The organism is Bradyrhizobium sp. SZCCHNR1051, assembly GCF_032489615.1.
Taxonomy (GTDB): domain Bacteria; phylum Pseudomonadota; class Alphaproteobacteria; order Rhizobiales; family Xanthobacteraceae; genus Bradyrhizobium.
In genome coordinates this window covers 1-15,941 of sequence record NZ_JAUEYJ010000004.1, presented here as the reverse complement: position 1 = coordinate 15,941, position 15,941 = coordinate 1, and the positions used below count along the sequence as shown (strand labels likewise).

The window sequence follows — 15,941 nt, the reverse complement described above, 5'->3', positions numbered from 1 at the left end:
GCAATGAGCCCAATGCGATGACCGTGATGATCGATGTCGAAAGTGCAGAGAAGACCTTCACCATGCATCTGCAGGGCGGCATATCGCTGCCCGTGGTGCGCGGCGTGTCGTTCCAGGTCAAGGCGGGCGAATGCGTCGTGTTGTCGGGACCGTCGGGCGCGGGCAAGTCGTCGATCCTGAAGATGATCTTCGGCAATTACCGTTGCGATGGCGGCCGCATCGGCGTCCGGCACCAGGGCGAGATGACCAATCTCGCCGGCGCCGAGCCGCGCCTGGTCCTGAATGCGAGGCGGCAGACCATCGGCTATGTCAGCCAGTTCCTGCGCGCGGTGCCGCGCGTCCCTGCACTCGATGTCGTTGCCGAACCGCTGCTCGCGGCCGGCTTGCCGCGCGACGATGCGCGGGTGCGGGCAGGTGGGCTGCTGCGACGGCTGAACATTCCCGAGCGGCTGTGGTCGCTGCCGCCGTCGACCTTCTCGGGCGGCGAGCAGCAGCGGGTCAACATCGCACGCGGCTTCATCTCCGAAGTTCCGGTGCTGTTGCTCGACGAGCCGACCGCGTCGCTCGATGCGGCGAACCGCGCGGTCGTGGTCGACCTGATCGCAGCCAAGAAGAAGGACGGAGTGGCGATGCTCGCGATCGTGCATGATGACGAGATCCGCGCCCAGATTGCGGATCGCATGGTCGACGTCATGACATTCGCCGCGGCGGCGTAAAGGGACAAATTGCAGATGAGCGCGAACATGTCCGATCTCGTGATAGGAAATGCCAGGCTGGTCCTCGCCGACCGCGTCGTCGAGCAGGGCTGGGTGGCGATCGCGGGAGGCCGGATCGCCGAACTGGGCGAGGGGGCAGCGCCGGTTGGCAGCCTGGATGCCGGCGGCGACCTGTTGATGCCCGGCCTGGTCGAACTGCACACTGATCACCTTGAAGCGCATTTCGTGCCGCGCCCGAAAGTCTACTGGGATCCCGTTGCTGCCGTCATTTCCTATGACGGGCAGCTTGCGACCGCGGGCATCACGACGGTGCTGGATTCGCTGCGGGTGTGGAGCGAAGAGGGCGCCGAGGGCGTCGACGGCCAGGCCAATGTGCTCGCGGATGCGATCGCGACGGCGCGCGACGGCGGGTTGCTGCGGTCCGATCACTTTCTGCATCTGCGCTGCGAGGTGCCGATGCCGACCGTAGTCGAGGAGGCGCGGCAGCTGGCCGGGCGCCCGGATGTGCGGCTGATGTCGCTGATGGATCATACGCCCGGGCAGCGCCAGTTTCGCGACGAAGGCAAGCTGCGCGACTACTATCGCGGCAAAAGCGGCGGCAAGACGGATGCAGAGCTCGACGTGATGTTCGCGCGGCGATTCGCCTATCAACAGGCCTATGCGGCGCCGAACATGCGCGACATCGTTGCGCTGGCGAAGACCCATGACGTGCCCCTGGCCAGTCATGACGACACCACTGAGGAGAACGTCGCGGACGCGATCAAGGACGGCATCGCGGTCGCGGAGTTTCCAACCACGATCGAAGCCGCGCGGGGCCTTCACCAGGCGGGCATCAGCATTCTGATGGGCGCTCCCAACGTCGTGCGCGGCGGGTCTCACTCCGGCAATATCGCCGCCGTGGACCTCGCTCGCGAGGGCCTGCTCGACATTCTGTCGTCGGACTACGTACCGTCGAGCCTGCTGATGGGCGCGCTGCAATTGCCGCAGCGGGTGCCCTCCATCGATCTTGCCGCAGCCGTCCGCACCGTCACCAAGGCGCCCGCCGATGCCGTCGGCCTGCATGATCGCGGTGAGATCGCCGCAGGCAAGCGTGCGGACTTGATCCGTGTTCATGTCGCGGGCCAGTTGTCGGTCGTGCGCAGCGTCTGGCGGGAAGGGCAGCGGGTGGCATGAGCGGAACCGAGGTTGCATCGGCGAAGACATCCGAGAAGCTCGGTCCCGGCCGCCTGATCCTGGTGGTCGGGCCGAGCGGCGCGGGCAAGGACACCTTGCTCAACGTGGCGCGCCGCGAATGCGCCAGCGATGACCGGATCGTTTTTCCGCGGCGGATCGTCACGCGCGAGGCCTCGGCTTTCGAGGATAATCTCGAGATGAGCGCGTCCGCCTTTCGTGAGGCGCTCGGCGCCGGTGAGTTCGCGCTGCATTGGGAGGCCCACGGACATGACTACGGCGTGCCGCGCGCGATCAAGGATGACATCCTGGCCGGCCGCACCGTGGTCGTGAACGTCTCGAGAACGATTATTCCCGCCGCGCGCCGGGACTATGCCGACGTCATCGTCGTCGCCATCACTGCGCCGGCGGATGTTCTCGCCGAACGGCTCGGCAAGCGGCACCGTCCGAGCGACGGCGATATCGGCGAGCGTCTTCACCGGGCGGTGAGCGAAGACGCCGTGGCGGACATAACGATCGTCAATGTCGGCGATCCCGAGCCGCACGGTCGCAGGCTGGCGGAAATCATCAAGCGGCCGATCGACGCAGAACCGATCGGATCCGAGGGAGGAAGCGGCCATGTCGATCATCACCACGATTGAGCAGCTCGAGGCGATCTATGGCGAGACGGGGCTCGCATCGACGGCGAAGGTGGCTGATCGCGTGACGCCGCACTACCGGATCATGATCGAGAAGTCGCCTTTCGTGGCGCTGGCGACGTGTGGTCCCGAAGGTCTCGACTGTTCGCCGCGCGGCGATCTTCCCGGCTTCATCCGCATCCATGACGACAAGACGCTGATGATGCCGGATCGCCGCGGCAATAATCGCGTGGATTCCTTGCGCAACGTTGTGCGCGATCCGCGGATCGCGCTGCTGTTCCTGATTCCGGGATCGGGCAATACGCTGCGTGTGAACGGGCATGGTCACCTGTCGACCGCTCCCGATCTGTTGGAGTCGTTCCGGATGGAAGGCAAGCTGCCGCGCTCCGTCCTGGTCATGACGGTGGAAGAGATCTACTTCCAATGCGCCCGCGCGATCGTTCGTGCCGATCTCTGGAACCCGGACAAGCGCGTCGACCCACAGCAACTGCCGACGCCGGGACAGATTCTTGCGGCGATGACGGCCAACGATATCGACGGCGCGGCGTACGATCGCGAGTGGCCCGAGCGCGCGCGGAAATCCTTGTGGTGAATTCGGCGCGCGGCTCTTCAAAAAGGGAAGGCCGGGCTCCGAAAGATCAGGCTGCGACGTCGAGCAGGCGTGAGGATCCTCTGATGAGAACCTTGCGCCCGGCGACGGTGAGCGTCGCGGCGCCATTGTCGATTGCGACGAGTCCAAATGCAGTGAGCTCGTCGACAATCACGCCGTTCAGCCTGCGGCGTTCACGCGCGGGAATGCGAAGCGCCTTCAGCGTTTCCCATTGGTCCGGCGTGAGCTCGTGTTCGATTTCCGCGTTCATGCTGCCTCGAATGTTGACGTCCCGCACCCGTCTTAGAAAGTCCGCGTGACGAAGATGCGACCTTCATGCATCCGTACTGATACGGTTCACGTCATTACGCTCGAACCCGCCGGCGATTAATTCAAATTTGAATGATCGCGAATGTGGTGCTGCATTGCAGCTCGCCGTGTTGGTAGCGGTGAACGATCGTCCGGCGTTAACAGATAATTAAGGTGTGTGGGCGGCGCACAACGGTAACGCCTCTGTCACATCGGTGTGTCAAACGGCGCCATCGTCCTGCTCGAATCGGCCGGCGCATGTTTGAAACGAAACACGTTGAATGGCTGACCTGACCGACGTTTCGCCGCTGCAGTCGAACCGCAGAATCTGGTTGCGCAGCCTGGGCGGACTGGCCCTGAGCCTCTCGATTGCGGCTGTGGCCGTGTATGTCCTGGCACGCGCCGTCAAGAAGCTCGACTTCGCTCATGTTCTGTCGATCGTCGAGGCCACGGACCTTCATCTGATCGCGATGGCGCTGGCGTTCATCGTCCTCTCCTACGCCAGCCTCACGCTCTACGACGTGTTCGCGTTGCGGACGATTGGCCGGCGGGACATTCCCTATCGCGCGGCCGCGCTCGGCAGCTTCACGAGCTACCCGATTGCGCACGGCATCGGCGCGGTCGCGTTGATCTCACCGCTGGTTCGATATCGGATCTACGCGCCGTACCGGCTCGGTGCGATCGACATCGCCAATATCAGCTTCCTCACCGGGCTGACCTTCTGGCTCGGAAATCTCACCGCGCTCGGCCTTAGCTTGATGATCGATCCGGACGCCTTCGGCTGGGTGCAGTATTGGCCGCCGGCGATCAACCGTCTCGTTGCCGCGGCACTGCTTTGCGCCGTTGCCGCCTTCGTCGTGTGGAGCTGGCCCGGGCGGCGAAGTGCGCGCTGGCCCGTTCGACTGCCGTCCGGGCCCGCTGTACTGCTGCAGATCGTGGTCGGCCTGTTCGAGCTCGGCGCCGCGGCGCTGGCAATGTACGTCCTCATGCCGGCGGAACTCGGCATCGACCTCGCGCGGCTGATGGCGGTCTTCATTGCCGCGACCTTGCTTGGATTTGCCAGCCATGCCCCGGCGGGCATCGGCCTGTTCGATGCGACGATCCTGCTCGGCCTGGGCGGCGTTGACCAGGAGCGCCTGCTGGCGGCGCTGCTGATCTTCCGTGCGCTCTATCATCTGCTGCCGTTCGTGCTCGCCCTCGCCGTGTTCGGCAGCGTCGAACTCTCGCGATCCTGCCGGAGATCGTCGCCCGTGTCAGACCGGCGAGTTCAGCTTCAGCCCGATCATGCCGGTGATGATCAGCGTGAGGCAGAACAGCCGCGTCGGATCCGCCGGCTCGCTGTAGAGGATCATGCCGGCGAGAATGCTCCCGGCCGCGCCGATCCCGGTCCATACCGCATAGGCGGTGCCAAACGGCAGTGAGCGCAGCGCGAGCGACATCATCGCGAAGCTGAGCAGAATGGCGATCACGGTGGCGACGCTGGGCCAGAAGCGCGTCAGGCCGTCGGAATGCTTCAGGCCGAGCGCCCAGATGATCTCGAGAGCTCCCGCCGCGAACAGAGCAAGCCAGCCGTTCATGAGGGCCGCGCACCCAATGGCGTGGCATCACCCACGGATCCGAGGCCGACCTCGCGAAGCCGCGGATCGCCTGCATCCAGCAGTCCGGCCATTTCGTCATCTCCGCGCCGGTCGAACCTGCCGTCCATCTGCATGGTTTGCGCGACGCGCATATGACAGCTGCGAGCGCCACGCAGTCATCGGCGTGCGTCGGGTCTATCTCTCCTCCATCATCGTGAATACGAATCCCGTCAGCGTTGCGCCGACAGCAAAGGACAGCGTCAACACACCGACGAAGATCACGAACGTCACATGCGGATCGAGACTGTGGGCGATCAGGGTCGAGACGCCGAACGCATCCAGTTGGATCAGCGCGAAGGCGAAGCCGAGCCCCATGGCGATGCCCATGAAGGTGTGGGAGGCCAGCTCGATCAGCATGGCCAGATTGACCGCTGCGCTGCGTCGTTTGGGCGCCATGGGCTCGGACTCCATGCCTATGGCCATGAACGCTGGAACGGCAAACGTTGTTCCTGTGCCGGCTGGCAAAGCCGATTGCCAAACCGAGCCGACAGCGGCTACGGATGACCGAGGTTCGGCCGCGGAAGAACAAGGGCTCGAACGGCCCGCAACGGCGCCGGCGCGGCCGGGCGGCGCGGCGTCGCGCAATCCGACAGGGAGGATGACAACCCATGACGAACGCCATTCGTTTCCACAAGACCGGCGGTCCCGAGGTCCTCGCTTGGGAGCAGATCGAGGTCGGCAAGCCCGGCCCCGGCGAGGCGCGCATCCGCCATACGGCGGTCGGGCTCAACTTCATCGACATCTACAATCGCTCCGGGCTCTATCCGGTCCAGCTTCCGAGCGGACTGGGCAGCGAGGGCGCCGGTGTGATCGAGGAGCTGGGCGAAGGGGTGACGGACCTGAAGGTGGGCGACCGCGTCGCCTACGGCTCGTCGCCGCTCGGCGCCTATTCAGAGGCGCGGCTGATGCCGGCCGCGCTGCTGCTGAAGCTGCCCGATGACATCGATGACAAGACCGCCGCGGCGATGATGCTCAAGGGCCTGACCGCCCAGTACCTGATCCGGCAGACCTACCGCGTCAAGGCGGGCGAGACCATCCTGCTGCATGCCGCCGCCGGCGGTGTGGGCCTCATCCTCGGCCAGTGGGCCAAGCATCTCGGCGTTCACGTCATCGGCACCGTATCCAGCGATGACAAGGCGCAGCTGGCCAGGGCGCATGGCTGCGAGCATACCATCATCTATACGCGCGAGGACTTCGTCGCGCGCGTCGGCGAGATCACCGGCGGCAAGAAGGTGCCTGTCGTCTATGACTCCGTCGGCAAGGACACCTTCCTGAAGTCGCTCGATTGCCTCGCGCCCCTCGGCTACGCCGTGCTGTTTGGCCAGTCCTCGGGCGCCGTCGATCCGCTCAATCTCGGGCTGCTCGCGCAAAAGGGCTCGCTGTTCGTGACCCGGCCGACGCTGTTCACCTACGCGGCCAAGCGTGAGAGCCTGGTCGCGATGGCCAACGAGCTGTTCGACGTGGTCAAGTCGGGCGCGGTGAAGATCGAGGTCAATCAGACCTATCCGCTCAAGGACGCGGCCCGGGCACACGCCGATCTCGCGGCGCGCAAGACGACCGGCTCGACCGTCTTTCTGGTCTGATCCGACGTGCCCTTCCGGGGGGGGCCTGCTGCAGGTGCCGGCTCACCTGTTTCGTCGTCGCCGCACCATGTGGCACGGGCCGGCGCAGTCCGGTCAAACCTGCTCGTGCTTGCGCAGATCGCGAAGGTGATCGAACTGGACCGCCTGCAGGTCGGCGTCCCGCCCATCGATCTCGGGCAGGGCGGCTTCGGACATGATATCGGCCGTGACGTCCGCAACCGACCGGTCGACGATCTCGTGGATGAAGCTGACGTTCGAATATTCCCCCGACGCGATACGCGCAACGACGTCGCGCCGGGTCATTTCAGGATCGACCACGGCCTCGCGTCCGCGCCGGCCGTAGTCGATCATCACGACGAAATACTGCATGGAGCGCCGGTTCGCCTTCGGCTGACTGTGATGCTCCATTATTTCTTTAAATCAGAATTTTGTCAAGGCTGATTCGGTCCACCCTCGCCTCAGCCGACTCCATCCTCCGCCTGCGCGGCCATGACCACACCGGCATCGGCCGCAGAAATAGTCCAGGCGATGTGACGTGGCGTGCGGAAGCATGTTCCCGCACGCCATGAGGACCGCGTGATCGCCCATCACTGCACGTTGAACGTCGCGCCGGGACATTCGGTGGTCACGCTGATGGGGATCCCCTGCGCCGCCGCCGCGGTCGGCTTCGGCTTCGCAACCACCTTCCAGCGGCCGGGCTTGTTCAGCCAATATCTGTGCCTCGATGTCGCAATGCGGCGCTCGGTATAGGTCGTGCCCTTCCAGATCAAGGGGCCCTTCGGCTTCGGTGCCGCGACCTCATGCCACGGTCCGAACTCGCCGAAGTCCATGAACCACAGATGCCATTCGAGCTTCTGATATTCATGATGGGACGCGACCACCTCGACGATGGGGCGGCCGTTCAGCCACGACACCTCGTCCTCGAGTGGCTTGATCTGCTGGCAACGGGTATGCAACGGCTCCTGAACGCGAAGCAGATCGTCTCGCTGGCTTTGCGTGAGCATCGCCGAGGTGACGGGCAGTCCCACGTTCGGATCATCGGCCGGATATGAGCAGATCGGCACCGTCGGCGGCCCCTGGCCCGTCCAGGGATTGTTGCTGCAATAGACTCGCCTCGTCACCGACGAAATGCCGGTGGTCGCCGTTTCCTCCGCCTTTCCGGTTTCCCGGTCCCAGACACCGCTGAACGTCGTCTTTTGATTCGGCGGACAGGCCACGGTCTTGTGGGCCGTCCACCAGTGCGAAACCTCGAATTCATAGTACGAGTAGCGCGGCTCTGGATACAGCACGGCTCTGACGCTGGTCAGCGCGTGGTGCGCTTCGCACGCCGTTCCATAGGTATCCAGCCAGCACACGAGGTGGAAGTTTTCGTTCGGCCAGCATCCCGCACGCGCCGACGACGTAAAGCCGAGTGCGGCGATCACCAAGGTAAAGGCAAGAAGATATCTCCGCATGGCGTTTCCCATGATGGCGTTTCCCCATGTCCCGCCTGTGCAGCCACAGGTTGACGATGAGTTTGCTCCGGCGCGGCGCCTGGTCCTTGATCGGGATCAATCCGCTTGCGCGACGTCGGCAACGTCGGCCGGATATCGGCGATGAGGCGACGGCGCAGCAGGTCCGGCTCGCTGGCGGGCGCGTGTATCGTCGGGGCGGGTCCCCGCTTGGAGCCGAGATAGCGGAAGACCAGCCTGTCCCACCGCCGCCTCCGAATGCCGACTGCTACGTCCATGGCGATGAGCTGCGGGTCGAGGACTGATCCGGGCGCCGGGCGCGGCTGGTGGCAAGGCGTCATGCCCGTCGGGCAAATCAGGGTCGATGCGCCCGCACGATGGTCCGTTCATGGCATTCGATCGCCTGCAGACGATGTGTGCGGAAACGCTTGTTTTGGGCGAGGCTTCAACGCATTGCCCCGGTCTGGCCCGCCGGGCCGAAAAATTCTTCTTTCTCTTTTTCAGAATTCATGATTGTCTACGCGCATCCCGCCTCATGGAGAGGGGCGTATCGCGGTCGTCACGACACGTGGAGGCGGGGAGTGATGGGCGAGCCGGTTTGCAGCGTGGTCATTCGCGCCGACGAACAACACCGGCTCGTACGGTCAAGTCGCGTGGTCCTGATACTCCGATGCCGGTATCAAGCCTGCGCCGGCGCTGACAGCGCCGCGTGGGTGACGGTGACCAACAAGCCCGGCGCACCGGGGAGAACGCGAAGCAGCCGTGAAAACCATCGCGCAGGGAGGGCCGGATCGTTCCGGCTGGACCTGTGGTACCTGCCGCCTGCGTTTTTTGAGCAGGCGGGCCACGGGCCTCAGTCGAGGTCCGGCCTTCCCTGCACCCTCTCGTTTGAAGAGGGTGAGACCACTGTATCACTCGGACGCCTGGGCGCCGCGAGGCTAAGGACGCACATCCCCATATGTCGCTCAGAATTGTTGATCACGACGGCGCCACAGGCGCGGTGCCCACCCTTCCCTGGAGGGGGCCTGGAGGGGGGATGCAGGGGGAGCGCCTCGGCGTCCCCCGCATCCGGTCTCGAGTCTTACTTGTTCGCCGCGCGGGCGCGCGACTTGGCGGCCGCCTTGGCGCGGATCCGCGAGATCTGGCCGCGTGGCAGGGTGACGAAGATCTCGCCGATCCAGTCCAGCTTGACCCCCACGATCGGCTTGGCGTTGAAGCTCTTCAGATTGACCACGGACGGCGATTTGCCGCGTTCGATCGTCTTCAGGTAACGCTCGCCGGACTTGAGGCGTACCACCGCCTCCTCGCCGTAGAAGCTCGACAGCGGGTGGCGCTGCTCGCGGTAGACCACGATCACGTCGCCATTCTCATATTTCGGCAGCATCGAATCACCGGAGACCTCGAAGGCGATGGTCTCCTCGGAGATCGGGAAGGGCAGGGCGACCTCGCCGAGGCCCTCGACCGGCACCTGCTCGTAATCCGGCTCGATCACCGAGCCGGCGCCGACCCGTCCCATGACGGGGACCGAATTGAGCTCGAGATACTCCGTAATGAGCGGAATCTCGGCCGCCTTGATCAGGCGCTGGCCGCCGAGGATCTCGGAGACCGCGCCCGGCCGCACGCCCATGGCGCGGGCCAACCCTCCTTTCGTCTTTCCTGGCTTCTCGAGTGCACGCTCGATCATGGCGACGTCCAACATGGCTTTGACCTCTTTTGCGAATCTCGGAAGGGATTATATGTTTCGAATAATCAGAACTCAAGCTTGACTTTTTGTTCGGAATATCGGAAGATTTGGCCGTCGGGTGAGCCGGCGGGTCCGGCGGCCCCGACCCAGAAGGAAGAGGCGAGAATGCAATCCACCGATTGGCCAGACCAACATTCCAAAATGCTGTGCGAGCTTCATGCCCAGGGGCGGTCCTATGCCGAGATCGCGCGCGCCCTCAATGCGCAGTTCGGAACCGCCTATACGCGGAACGCGACGCTTGGCCGCGGCAAGCGGATCGGGCTGGTGGCGCCGGGCAGGCCGAAAGCCGCTCGATCCGAGCCCCGGCCGATGTCCGCGGCGACCCGAACCCGGCGGCGAAGCCCGGACGCGGCGGCGTGGCCGATGCCGTCCCCGCCGAAGCCTGCCGCGCCGGTCAGGCTGCGCTGCGTCGGCCTCAGCCCGCGCCTGCTGTCCCTCGACCAGCTCGAACGCAACGATTGCCGCTACCCCTATGGAGGCGACCGGGACGACGATCCCATCACCTTCTGCGGTCATCCGCGCCAGCCCGGCTCCTGCTACTGCACGCCGCATTACCATCTCACGCGGCTTCCGCCCGAGGAGACCGCCGTGCGCTCCGCCGGCCCTTTGATCCTGCGGCTGGTCGCCGCCGCGTAGAGCGCGGCAAACCCGACCCGAACTGACCCCATCCATTTTCCGGAGACGAGACATGGCGCGCCCCAGACGCAGCAAGCCCCATCGCATGTCCAAGACCCACGACCGGAGAGCTCACGACCTGCCGCGAAATGCAGACGTGATTCCCGTAGAGATCGACGATCCGCTGGCGCTCGAGCCCGGCGAAAAGATCGTCGCGTTGCGATCGGTCCGCAGCGACCCGCTCGGCCGGCTGCACGCGCACAAGCAGCTGGATGACGCCCAATACCGGGCCGGACGGGCGTTCCAGAATGATTGGGAGCGGGCCGAGCGGGGCCCGCAGGCGATCGATCCCTCGCGCGAGCACGTCGACGGCGCCCGTGGGCGCGAGCCGGTCACCGAAGGCCAGAGGCAGGCGGTGCTGCGGCTCAACCGCGCCGAGCGCGAGCTCGGCGCCGACGGGGCGGCGATCACCCATGACGTCCTGGTGCACGGCCTGACCATGGAGCAGATCGGACACAAGCGGGGGCTCGCCAGCCAGCGCTGGAATGATTATTTCGCCCGGCGCTTCAAGGAGTGCCTGGACCGGCTGGCCGTGGTCTACGGGTTTTCCACCGACAGGATCGCCAGGAAATGCGATGGGGCCGTGCGATCGGACCGTCGGGGCGAGAGCTAACGGCCGGCACGACCGGCGCTCGTGCCGTCGTCGACGGGTACGAGCGCCGGTCGGACAATCGTTTTCCCTCAGGGATGCGGCGTCACGACATAAGTGGTGCTGTAGGGCTCGACGCGCAGCGAGGCATGCGACAGCAAACCGATCTTGGCCGAAGGCGTCATCTGCAGCTCGCCGTTCGGGCCGCGATGAACGTTGTACTGCCAGGCCGCGAGGTCGCCTTTCTGCGCCAGTGCGCGCGCAACGGCGCTGGCATCGCTGCCGCCGATCGTCGCCAACTCGTCGCTATTGAGACCGATGACGATCTCGTCCTTGACGGTCACCACCTTGAACAGCGAGGTCGCGCTGTCGCCGGCCTTCGCCATCGAGGCAGCGAGCGACAGTGTGGCGACGGCGATGAAGATCGGGCGTGTCAGTCTGGAAGGCATGAGGACTCCTGTTGCCGATGGCATGATGGACGGCGTCGGTGTGCAGCCATTGGTTCCCGACGGGCGGCCATCGGTTCGCAGAAATCGATGCGGCGGTGGGTTGAACCAGGGGGCGTGACGTCGCGTCTAAGCGCGATTGCGGGATGCGTACGTGCCGCCTGATGGCCGGGTTGGTCCTGAGTTGACACAGGTCAAGCTGCACGCCCGGGCATGTTGTATCTGGGAACGAGTGAAGTGAAGGGTGATGCCATGTTCAGCGGGAAATATCGATCTCCTTCGGCCGGTGGAAAAATCGCGATTGCGGCCGTCGCGGCCATCGCCGTGGTGGCGAGCGCGCCGGCGCCAGCCCATGCGCGGCCGGCGGGTCCGGCCAACAAGTCGGCGGTCGCGACGGCGACAACCGGCGATTTGACCGATCTCAGCGCTCGCCGGCGCTATCGCCGCGTCTACAGGGGCAATCCAGCCGCCGGCTTGGCCATCATGGGGGCAATGATCGGCACCATCGGCGCAATCGCCGCGCATCAGCACGACGACTACTATTACTATGGGCCCGGCTATTATCCCGGACCCGGCTATTACGGGCCGCCGCGGGTGTACTACGCACCGCGGCCATATTATGTTCGCCCGTATTACGGCCCGCCCGGTTACTACTACAGTCCGTACTGACGTGACGCGGCGCTCCGTCCATGTTGCGGTGTCGGCTCAGAAGCCGCCGGCGCTGAAACGGAGCGGCTGCACGACGTCGTACGCCGCCTTGCTGATCGGGACCGCATAGTCGACCGTGAGCGGTCCGAATGGCGATGCCCAGGTCATGCCGACGCCGACCGAGGAGCGCAGCACGTTCCTGTTTGCCACCTGGACATTCTGGGTCGGGCCGCGATAGCCGAACACGGTTCCTGCGTCGACGAAGGCCGATGCACGCAGGCCGTATTCCTGCGGCAATCCAGGAATGTTGCCCTGCAGCTCCGCCGTGGTCGCCCAAAACAGGCTGCCGCCGACATTGTCCATCGTCGATCCCGGCGTCAGATCGCGCGGCCCAAAGCCGCCCGGCGCGAAGCCGCGCACCATGGTGGGACCGCCGAAGAAGCTGTTGAGCAGCGGCGCCTGCTGGCCGCCCCATCCGGTGATATAGCCGCCTTGCGCGCGCACCATGCCGGTCAGGTCGCTGTTGATGGACCGATAGTAGCGGACGTCGCCCGTGGTCCGCAAAAAGCGAACGTCGCCGCCGAGGCCGGCGAGATCCTGCGTCAACTGTGAGCGAATGCCGCTGGTCGGCGTCTTGTTGTTGTCGAGGGTGCTGTAGGTGACGGTATTGCCGAGCGAGGACACCGTCTGCCGTCCGGCCGCGACCGCCTGGCGGACCGGGAGGGACACCGCCGCCGGCGAGATCCCCGGCGCGAGCACCACCCTTTGGTCGTAGAGCGAATAGCGCCACAGCATGGCAGTCTGCTCGCTGACCGGCATGCCCAGGGTGAGGGCACCGCCATAGGTATTGCTGCCGAAGGATTGGAACGTGCTGACCATGCTCTGTCGCGCGAACAGCTCCATGCCAGGTGTCGTTCGACCGAGGGCGTAGGGCGAGGTGAAGGACAGGCTGGCGCCGCGCGCGAACTGGCCGTAGGTGAAGGTGGCCTGCGCAGTGTTGCCGGTGCCGAGCACGTTGCGGTCACCGATCTTCACCTCGGCGAGCAATCCGTCCGTGGACGAATAGCCGCCCGAGACGTTGAAGTCGCCGGTCGCCTGATCGACTGCCTCGACATCCAGCACCACGCGATCCCTGGCCGAGCCCGGCCGCGTCGAGATCTTGACGGTCTTGAAGTAGTTGAGGTTGCGCAGGCGACGTTCGGCGCGGTCGATCAGCGTCCTGTTGTAGGCGTCGCCTTCGCTGACGTCGAACTCGCGCCGGATCACGTCGTCGCGCGTGCGCGTGTTGCCGTGGATCTCGATGCGCTCGACATAGCTGCGTCGTCCCTGCTCGATCTGGAAGGTGACGTCGGCCAGCCGATCCTGCGCATGCCGATTGATCCTGGGCTCGACCTGCGCAAACGGAAAGCCGAGCTTGCCAAGTTCAGCCGCCAGGACTTCGGAGGTCTTGTCGATCTTGCTCTGGTCGAACGTGTCGCCCTGCTGCACCAGCAAGGATGTGCGCAGGCGGTCGCACGCCAGCCCCTGCACGTTGCAGGAGACGTCGACTGCAGCGAATTCATAAAGTCCGCCTTCCTCGATCGCAAAGATGAGGTTGTAGCCGCTATTTGTCGCGTCATAGTCGACGCTCACATTGGAAACCTCGGCATCGGCGTAGCCGTGGTTACGATAATATTGTCGCAGCAGCTCGCGGTCCTCGTTGACGCGATCTGCGTCGTAGACGTTGCCGCCGGTCACGAAGCTCAGCACGTTGGTGGCCGAGGTCTTGATCACCGCGTGCAATTGTCGGGCGCCATAGGCGCGATTGCCTGTGAAGTTGATCGCCCTGACCGGCGTCTTCTTGCCTTCGGTGATGGTGAAGACGAGATCGACGCGGTCGTTGCCGCGATCGATGATCTCCGGGACGACGCGGATGTCGTCGCGTCCAGCGCGATGGTACGCCTGGATGATGCGGGCGACGTCGCCCTGGACGGTTGCGCGCTGCAGGCCGGCTCGCGGCTTTGATAGCACCGCGCCCGTGAGCTCCGCATCCTTCACCTTCTTGTTACCTTCGAAGGCGACGCGATCGAGCACTTTTGCTTCGGAGACGCGGACCACCGTCCGTCCGTCGGCGCGGCTGATCTTCACGTCGTCGAACAGCCCGGTCGCAACCAGCGCCTTCAGGCCGGCGTCGAGCGCGGCGGCGTCGTAGCGCCCGTTGGCGTCAGTGTGGAAATAGGATCGCACGGTGTCGGCATCGACGCGCCGATTGCCCTGTACTGCAAGGGCTTCGGCCGCCACTGCCGGCGGCGCGGACGTCACCACCAACAGCGTCGCAACGATCAATGCGACATGTCGCGATCTGCTGTCTCCACGGTGACGGCTGTCTCGGGCGGTCAACATGCGCGCATCTGCCTGCTCGTCATGCCGGGATGCAAGAGCCGGTGGGCGGCCAAATCATGTCGAAGCCGTGGAGACTTGGCGGTCTGCGATCACGCCTGCGAAGGGTGACCGGCGGGGAATCGAGCGCGGCCGCAGAATTGACGCAGAGTCGATTCAAACGGCGTGCAGCATCGTCCTCATCCGTACGCGCCAGCAGATGCTGATGCGGCGAACGTTTGTCGGGAGCAGACCATGCGCGCGATCGCCTTGGCCCTCATCGCTTGCACTTTCGTTCAATCAGCCCTTGCTGCTGCGGTCGTCCCAGAGATCGACCCACGCGCGTCGCTCGGTGTCGTCCAGAATTGGATCTACAACTATCGCACCAAACCCGACTACGCCCATGTGCCGGCGGCGGTGCGGGTGCTGTTTCACTCGCAGACGTTCAAGGAGCCGGAGAACGCGGGCATCTATCTCGGCTTCATTGCGGGGGCGATCGGCTCCAATCCCGCCAAGGCCGAACAGCTCGTCAACAGCTTCTTTCCCGTGCCTCCCGAGGAGGAGTGGGTGGTCGTGCGGGCCATCGCCTATTCGGGTCTGCCGGACTGGCGCAATCTCATGCGCAAGGTCGCGCCGAAGATGCCGGGCCGCCGCGTGATGATCGACGGTTATCTCAGCGGCGCACAGCCGACCTTGATGGACATCCCATTGGAGGAATCGAAGCCTGGCGTGATGGACAAGCTGCGTGGCGCATTGACGCAGAATCCGTTCAAGAAGGAGGAGCGCAAGCTCGACACGCGGCTCAGCTACGCGACCCACCAGGATCTGCTCGACATCCTCTGGGGTTATTACTTCGCGACCGGCTCGCGCGTGCCGATCCAGCGCATCGTGCAGATGCTGCCATGGTCGAAGAGCCGCGACACGGTCGACAAGCTGACCGTCGGTAGCATGGCGCGCTATACGCTTGCCAGCTACTCGGTGCGCGATGCCAGCCTGCGCGACTATCTCCGGGAGGAGCTGGCGCGGCAGTCGGGACCGGTCAAGGAGCCGCTCAGGGAGGTGGTTGAGGCCGCCGATACGGTGCAGCTCGGCGCCGTCCGCAAGGATGCCGTCGCCGCGGTCGAGGAGCTGAAGACCAAGGGCTCTGACGCCCGGCGCAACATGGATTTCTGGGGACAGCTCGGCGTCGGTGCCCTTGCGCTCGGCTGCGTCTCGGCTGCGGCGCTGGGGCAGGTCGCCGTCGGCATCCCCTGCGTGATCGGCGGCTCGGCCTCGCAGGGCCTGCTCTCGTTCTGGGAGAAGCAGCAATAGGGTGCGCCGTGGAAAGGCGCGGTTCTTGAGAGGGTGAAAGTCCCTTCCGGCAAATGTCGTTCCAGCCGGTAGCAATC

17 protein-coding genes are annotated in these 15,941 nt (G+C 65.0%); 9 read left to right on the top strand and 8 right to left on the bottom strand.

The annotated features are described in order from the left end of the window. Positions 1 to 17: 17 nt before the first annotated feature. Genes phnL through QW868_RS05305 form a run of 4 tightly spaced genes read left to right on the top strand, consistent with a single transcriptional unit; the run spans position 18 to position 3,116 of the window. Positions 18 to 716 (top strand): phosphonate C-P lyase system protein PhnL, encoded by a 699-nt coding sequence (gene phnL / locus QW868_RS05320; protein ID WP_316230084.1) that lies wholly within the window; start codon positions 18 to 20, stop codon positions 714 to 716. A 15-nt stretch (positions 717 to 731) separates the two neighbouring features. Next, positions 732 to 1,889, top strand: a complete 1,158-nt coding sequence (locus tag QW868_RS05315) for an alpha-D-ribose 1-methylphosphonate 5-triphosphate diphosphatase (RefSeq protein WP_316230083.1) — start codon at positions 732 to 734, stop codon at positions 1,887 to 1,889. Beyond that, positions 1,886 to 2,527 (top strand): phosphonate metabolism protein/1,5-bisphosphokinase (PRPP-forming) PhnN, encoded by a 642-nt coding sequence (gene phnN / locus QW868_RS05310; protein ID WP_316182320.1) that lies wholly within the window; start codon positions 1,886 to 1,888, stop codon positions 2,525 to 2,527. Before QW868_RS05315 ends, phnN begins: the two co-directional genes overlap by 4 nt. Beyond that, positions 2,505 to 3,116: a pyridoxamine 5'-phosphate oxidase family protein gene (locus tag QW868_RS05305; protein ID WP_315785889.1), complete on the top strand. Its 612-nt coding sequence runs from the start codon at positions 2,505 to 2,507 to the stop codon at positions 3,114 to 3,116. The genes phnN and QW868_RS05305 overlap by 23 nt, the downstream gene beginning before the upstream one ends. A gap of 46 nt (positions 3,117 to 3,162) precedes the next feature. Here QW868_RS05305 and QW868_RS05300 read toward each other — a convergent pair whose 3' ends face one another. From QW868_RS05300 to QW868_RS05290, 3 genes are all read right to left on the bottom strand, one after another. Beyond that, positions 3,163 to 3,384, bottom strand: a complete 222-nt coding sequence (locus QW868_RS05300; RefSeq protein WP_315741029.1) for a hypothetical protein — start codon at positions 3,382 to 3,384, stop codon at positions 3,163 to 3,165. A 1,291-nt stretch (positions 3,385 to 4,675) separates the two neighbouring features. Further along, complete coding sequence (locus QW868_RS05295; RefSeq protein ID WP_315741019.1) at positions 4,676 to 4,999, bottom strand: multidrug efflux SMR transporter; 324 nt, start codon at positions 4,997 to 4,999, stop codon at positions 4,676 to 4,678. Positions 5,000 to 5,194: 195 nt separating this feature from the next. Next, complete coding sequence (locus tag QW868_RS05290; protein WP_315741020.1) at positions 5,195 to 5,455, bottom strand: hypothetical protein; 261 nt, start codon at positions 5,453 to 5,455, stop codon at positions 5,195 to 5,197. Positions 5,456 to 5,667: 212 nt separating this feature from the next. Between QW868_RS05290 and QW868_RS05285 the strand changes: the two genes are divergently transcribed. After that, complete coding sequence (locus QW868_RS05285; RefSeq protein ID WP_315741021.1) at positions 5,668 to 6,642, top strand: quinone oxidoreductase; 975 nt, start codon at positions 5,668 to 5,670, stop codon at positions 6,640 to 6,642. A gap of 93 nt (positions 6,643 to 6,735) precedes the next feature. Here QW868_RS05285 and QW868_RS05280 read toward each other — a convergent pair whose 3' ends face one another. The 3 genes from QW868_RS05280 to QW868_RS05270 form a co-directional block, all read right to left on the bottom strand. Continuing rightward, entirely contained in the window at positions 6,736 to 7,011 is a 276-nt protein-coding gene (locus tag QW868_RS05280; RefSeq protein ID WP_315741022.1) for a hypothetical protein, read from the bottom strand. A 218-nt stretch (positions 7,012 to 7,229) separates the two neighbouring features. Continuing rightward, positions 7,230 to 8,096 (bottom strand): hypothetical protein, encoded by an 867-nt coding sequence (locus QW868_RS05275; protein ID WP_315713006.1) that lies wholly within the window; start codon positions 8,094 to 8,096, stop codon positions 7,230 to 7,232. 1,078 nt (positions 8,097 to 9,174) lie between these two features. Next, positions 9,175 to 9,792: a helix-turn-helix transcriptional regulator gene (locus tag QW868_RS05270; RefSeq protein WP_315739119.1), complete on the bottom strand. Its 618-nt coding sequence runs from the start codon at positions 9,790 to 9,792 to the stop codon at positions 9,175 to 9,177. Positions 9,793 to 9,942: 150 nt separating this feature from the next. On the opposite strand from QW868_RS05270, the gene QW868_RS05265 reads away from it, so the two are divergent. Further along, complete coding sequence (locus tag QW868_RS05265; protein ID WP_316230082.1) at positions 9,943 to 10,473, top strand: GcrA family cell cycle regulator; 531 nt, start codon at positions 9,943 to 9,945, stop codon at positions 10,471 to 10,473. Positions 10,474 to 10,525: 52 nt separating this feature from the next. Then, positions 10,526 to 11,125: a DUF6456 domain-containing protein gene (locus QW868_RS05260; protein WP_316230081.1), complete on the top strand. Its 600-nt coding sequence runs from the start codon at positions 10,526 to 10,528 to the stop codon at positions 11,123 to 11,125. 68 nt (positions 11,126 to 11,193) lie between these two features. On the opposite strand, the gene QW868_RS05255 is transcribed toward QW868_RS05260, so the two are convergent. Next, entirely contained in the window at positions 11,194 to 11,550 is a 357-nt protein-coding gene (locus QW868_RS05255; protein WP_315739114.1) for a hypothetical protein, read from the bottom strand. Positions 11,551 to 11,799: 249 nt separating this feature from the next. Between QW868_RS05255 and QW868_RS05250 the strand changes: the two genes are divergently transcribed. Further along, on the top strand, positions 11,800 to 12,216 hold the full coding sequence (locus QW868_RS05250) for a hypothetical protein (RefSeq protein WP_316230080.1): 417 nt from the start codon (positions 11,800 to 11,802) through the stop codon (positions 12,214 to 12,216). A 36-nt stretch (positions 12,217 to 12,252) separates the two neighbouring features. On the opposite strand, the gene bamA is transcribed toward QW868_RS05250, so the two are convergent. Further along, entirely contained in the window at positions 12,253 to 14,577 is a 2,325-nt protein-coding gene (bamA, locus tag QW868_RS05245; RefSeq protein ID WP_316230079.1) for an outer membrane protein assembly factor BamA, read from the bottom strand. Positions 14,578 to 14,808: 231 nt separating this feature from the next. Between bamA and QW868_RS05240 the strand changes: the two genes are divergently transcribed. Then, the gene (locus QW868_RS05240; RefSeq protein ID WP_316230078.1) at positions 14,809 to 15,864 is read left to right on the top strand and encodes a hypothetical protein; all 1,056 of its coding nucleotides are present in this window, start codon (positions 14,809 to 14,811) and stop codon (positions 15,862 to 15,864) included. Positions 15,865 to 15,941 lie beyond the last annotated feature (77 nt).

Bases quoted from the DNA above. Each gene is read 5' to 3' on its own strand.
- phnL (WP_316230084.1), top strand. From the start codon at position 18: ATGACCGTGATGATCGATGTCGAAAGTGCAGAGAAGACCTTCACCATG.
- QW868_RS05315 (WP_316230083.1), top strand. From the start codon at position 732: ATGAGCGCGAACATGTCCGATCTCGTGATAGGAAATGCCAGGCTGGTC.
- phnN (WP_316182320.1), top strand. From the start codon at position 1,886: ATGAGCGGAACCGAGGTTGCATCGGCGAAGACATCCGAGAAGCTCGGT.
- QW868_RS05305 (WP_315785889.1), top strand. From the start codon at position 2,505: ATGTCGATCATCACCACGATTGAGCAGCTCGAGGCGATCTATGGCGAG.
- QW868_RS05300 (WP_315741029.1), bottom strand. From the start codon at position 3,384: ATGAACGCGGAAATCGAACACGAGCTCACGCCGGACCAATGGGAAACG.
- QW868_RS05295 (WP_315741019.1), bottom strand. From the start codon at position 4,999: ATGAACGGCTGGCTTGCTCTGTTCGCGGCGGGAGCTCTCGAGATCATC.
- QW868_RS05290 (WP_315741020.1), bottom strand. From the start codon at position 5,455: ATGGCGCCCAAACGACGCAGCGCAGCGGTCAATCTGGCCATGCTGATC.
- QW868_RS05285 (WP_315741021.1), top strand. From the start codon at position 5,668: ATGACGAACGCCATTCGTTTCCACAAGACCGGCGGTCCCGAGGTCCTC.
- QW868_RS05280 (WP_315741022.1), bottom strand. From the start codon at position 7,011: ATGCAGTATTTCGTCGTGATGATCGACTACGGCCGGCGCGGACGCGAG.
- QW868_RS05275 (WP_315713006.1), bottom strand. From the start codon at position 8,096: ATGCGGAGATATCTTCTTGCCTTTACCTTGGTGATCGCCGCACTCGGC.
- QW868_RS05270 (WP_315739119.1), bottom strand. From the start codon at position 9,792: ATGTTGGACGTCGCCATGATCGAGCGTGCACTCGAGAAGCCAGGAAAG.
- QW868_RS05265 (WP_316230082.1), top strand. From the start codon at position 9,943: ATGCAATCCACCGATTGGCCAGACCAACATTCCAAAATGCTGTGCGAG.
- QW868_RS05260 (WP_316230081.1), top strand. From the start codon at position 10,526: ATGGCGCGCCCCAGACGCAGCAAGCCCCATCGCATGTCCAAGACCCAC.
- QW868_RS05255 (WP_315739114.1), bottom strand. From the start codon at position 11,550: ATGCCTTCCAGACTGACACGCCCGATCTTCATCGCCGTCGCCACACTG.
- QW868_RS05250 (WP_316230080.1), top strand. From the start codon at position 11,800: ATGTTCAGCGGGAAATATCGATCTCCTTCGGCCGGTGGAAAAATCGCG.
- bamA (WP_316230079.1), bottom strand. From the start codon at position 14,577: ATGTTGACCGCCCGAGACAGCCGTCACCGTGGAGACAGCAGATCGCGA.
- QW868_RS05240 (WP_316230078.1), top strand. From the start codon at position 14,809: ATGCGCGCGATCGCCTTGGCCCTCATCGCTTGCACTTTCGTTCAATCA.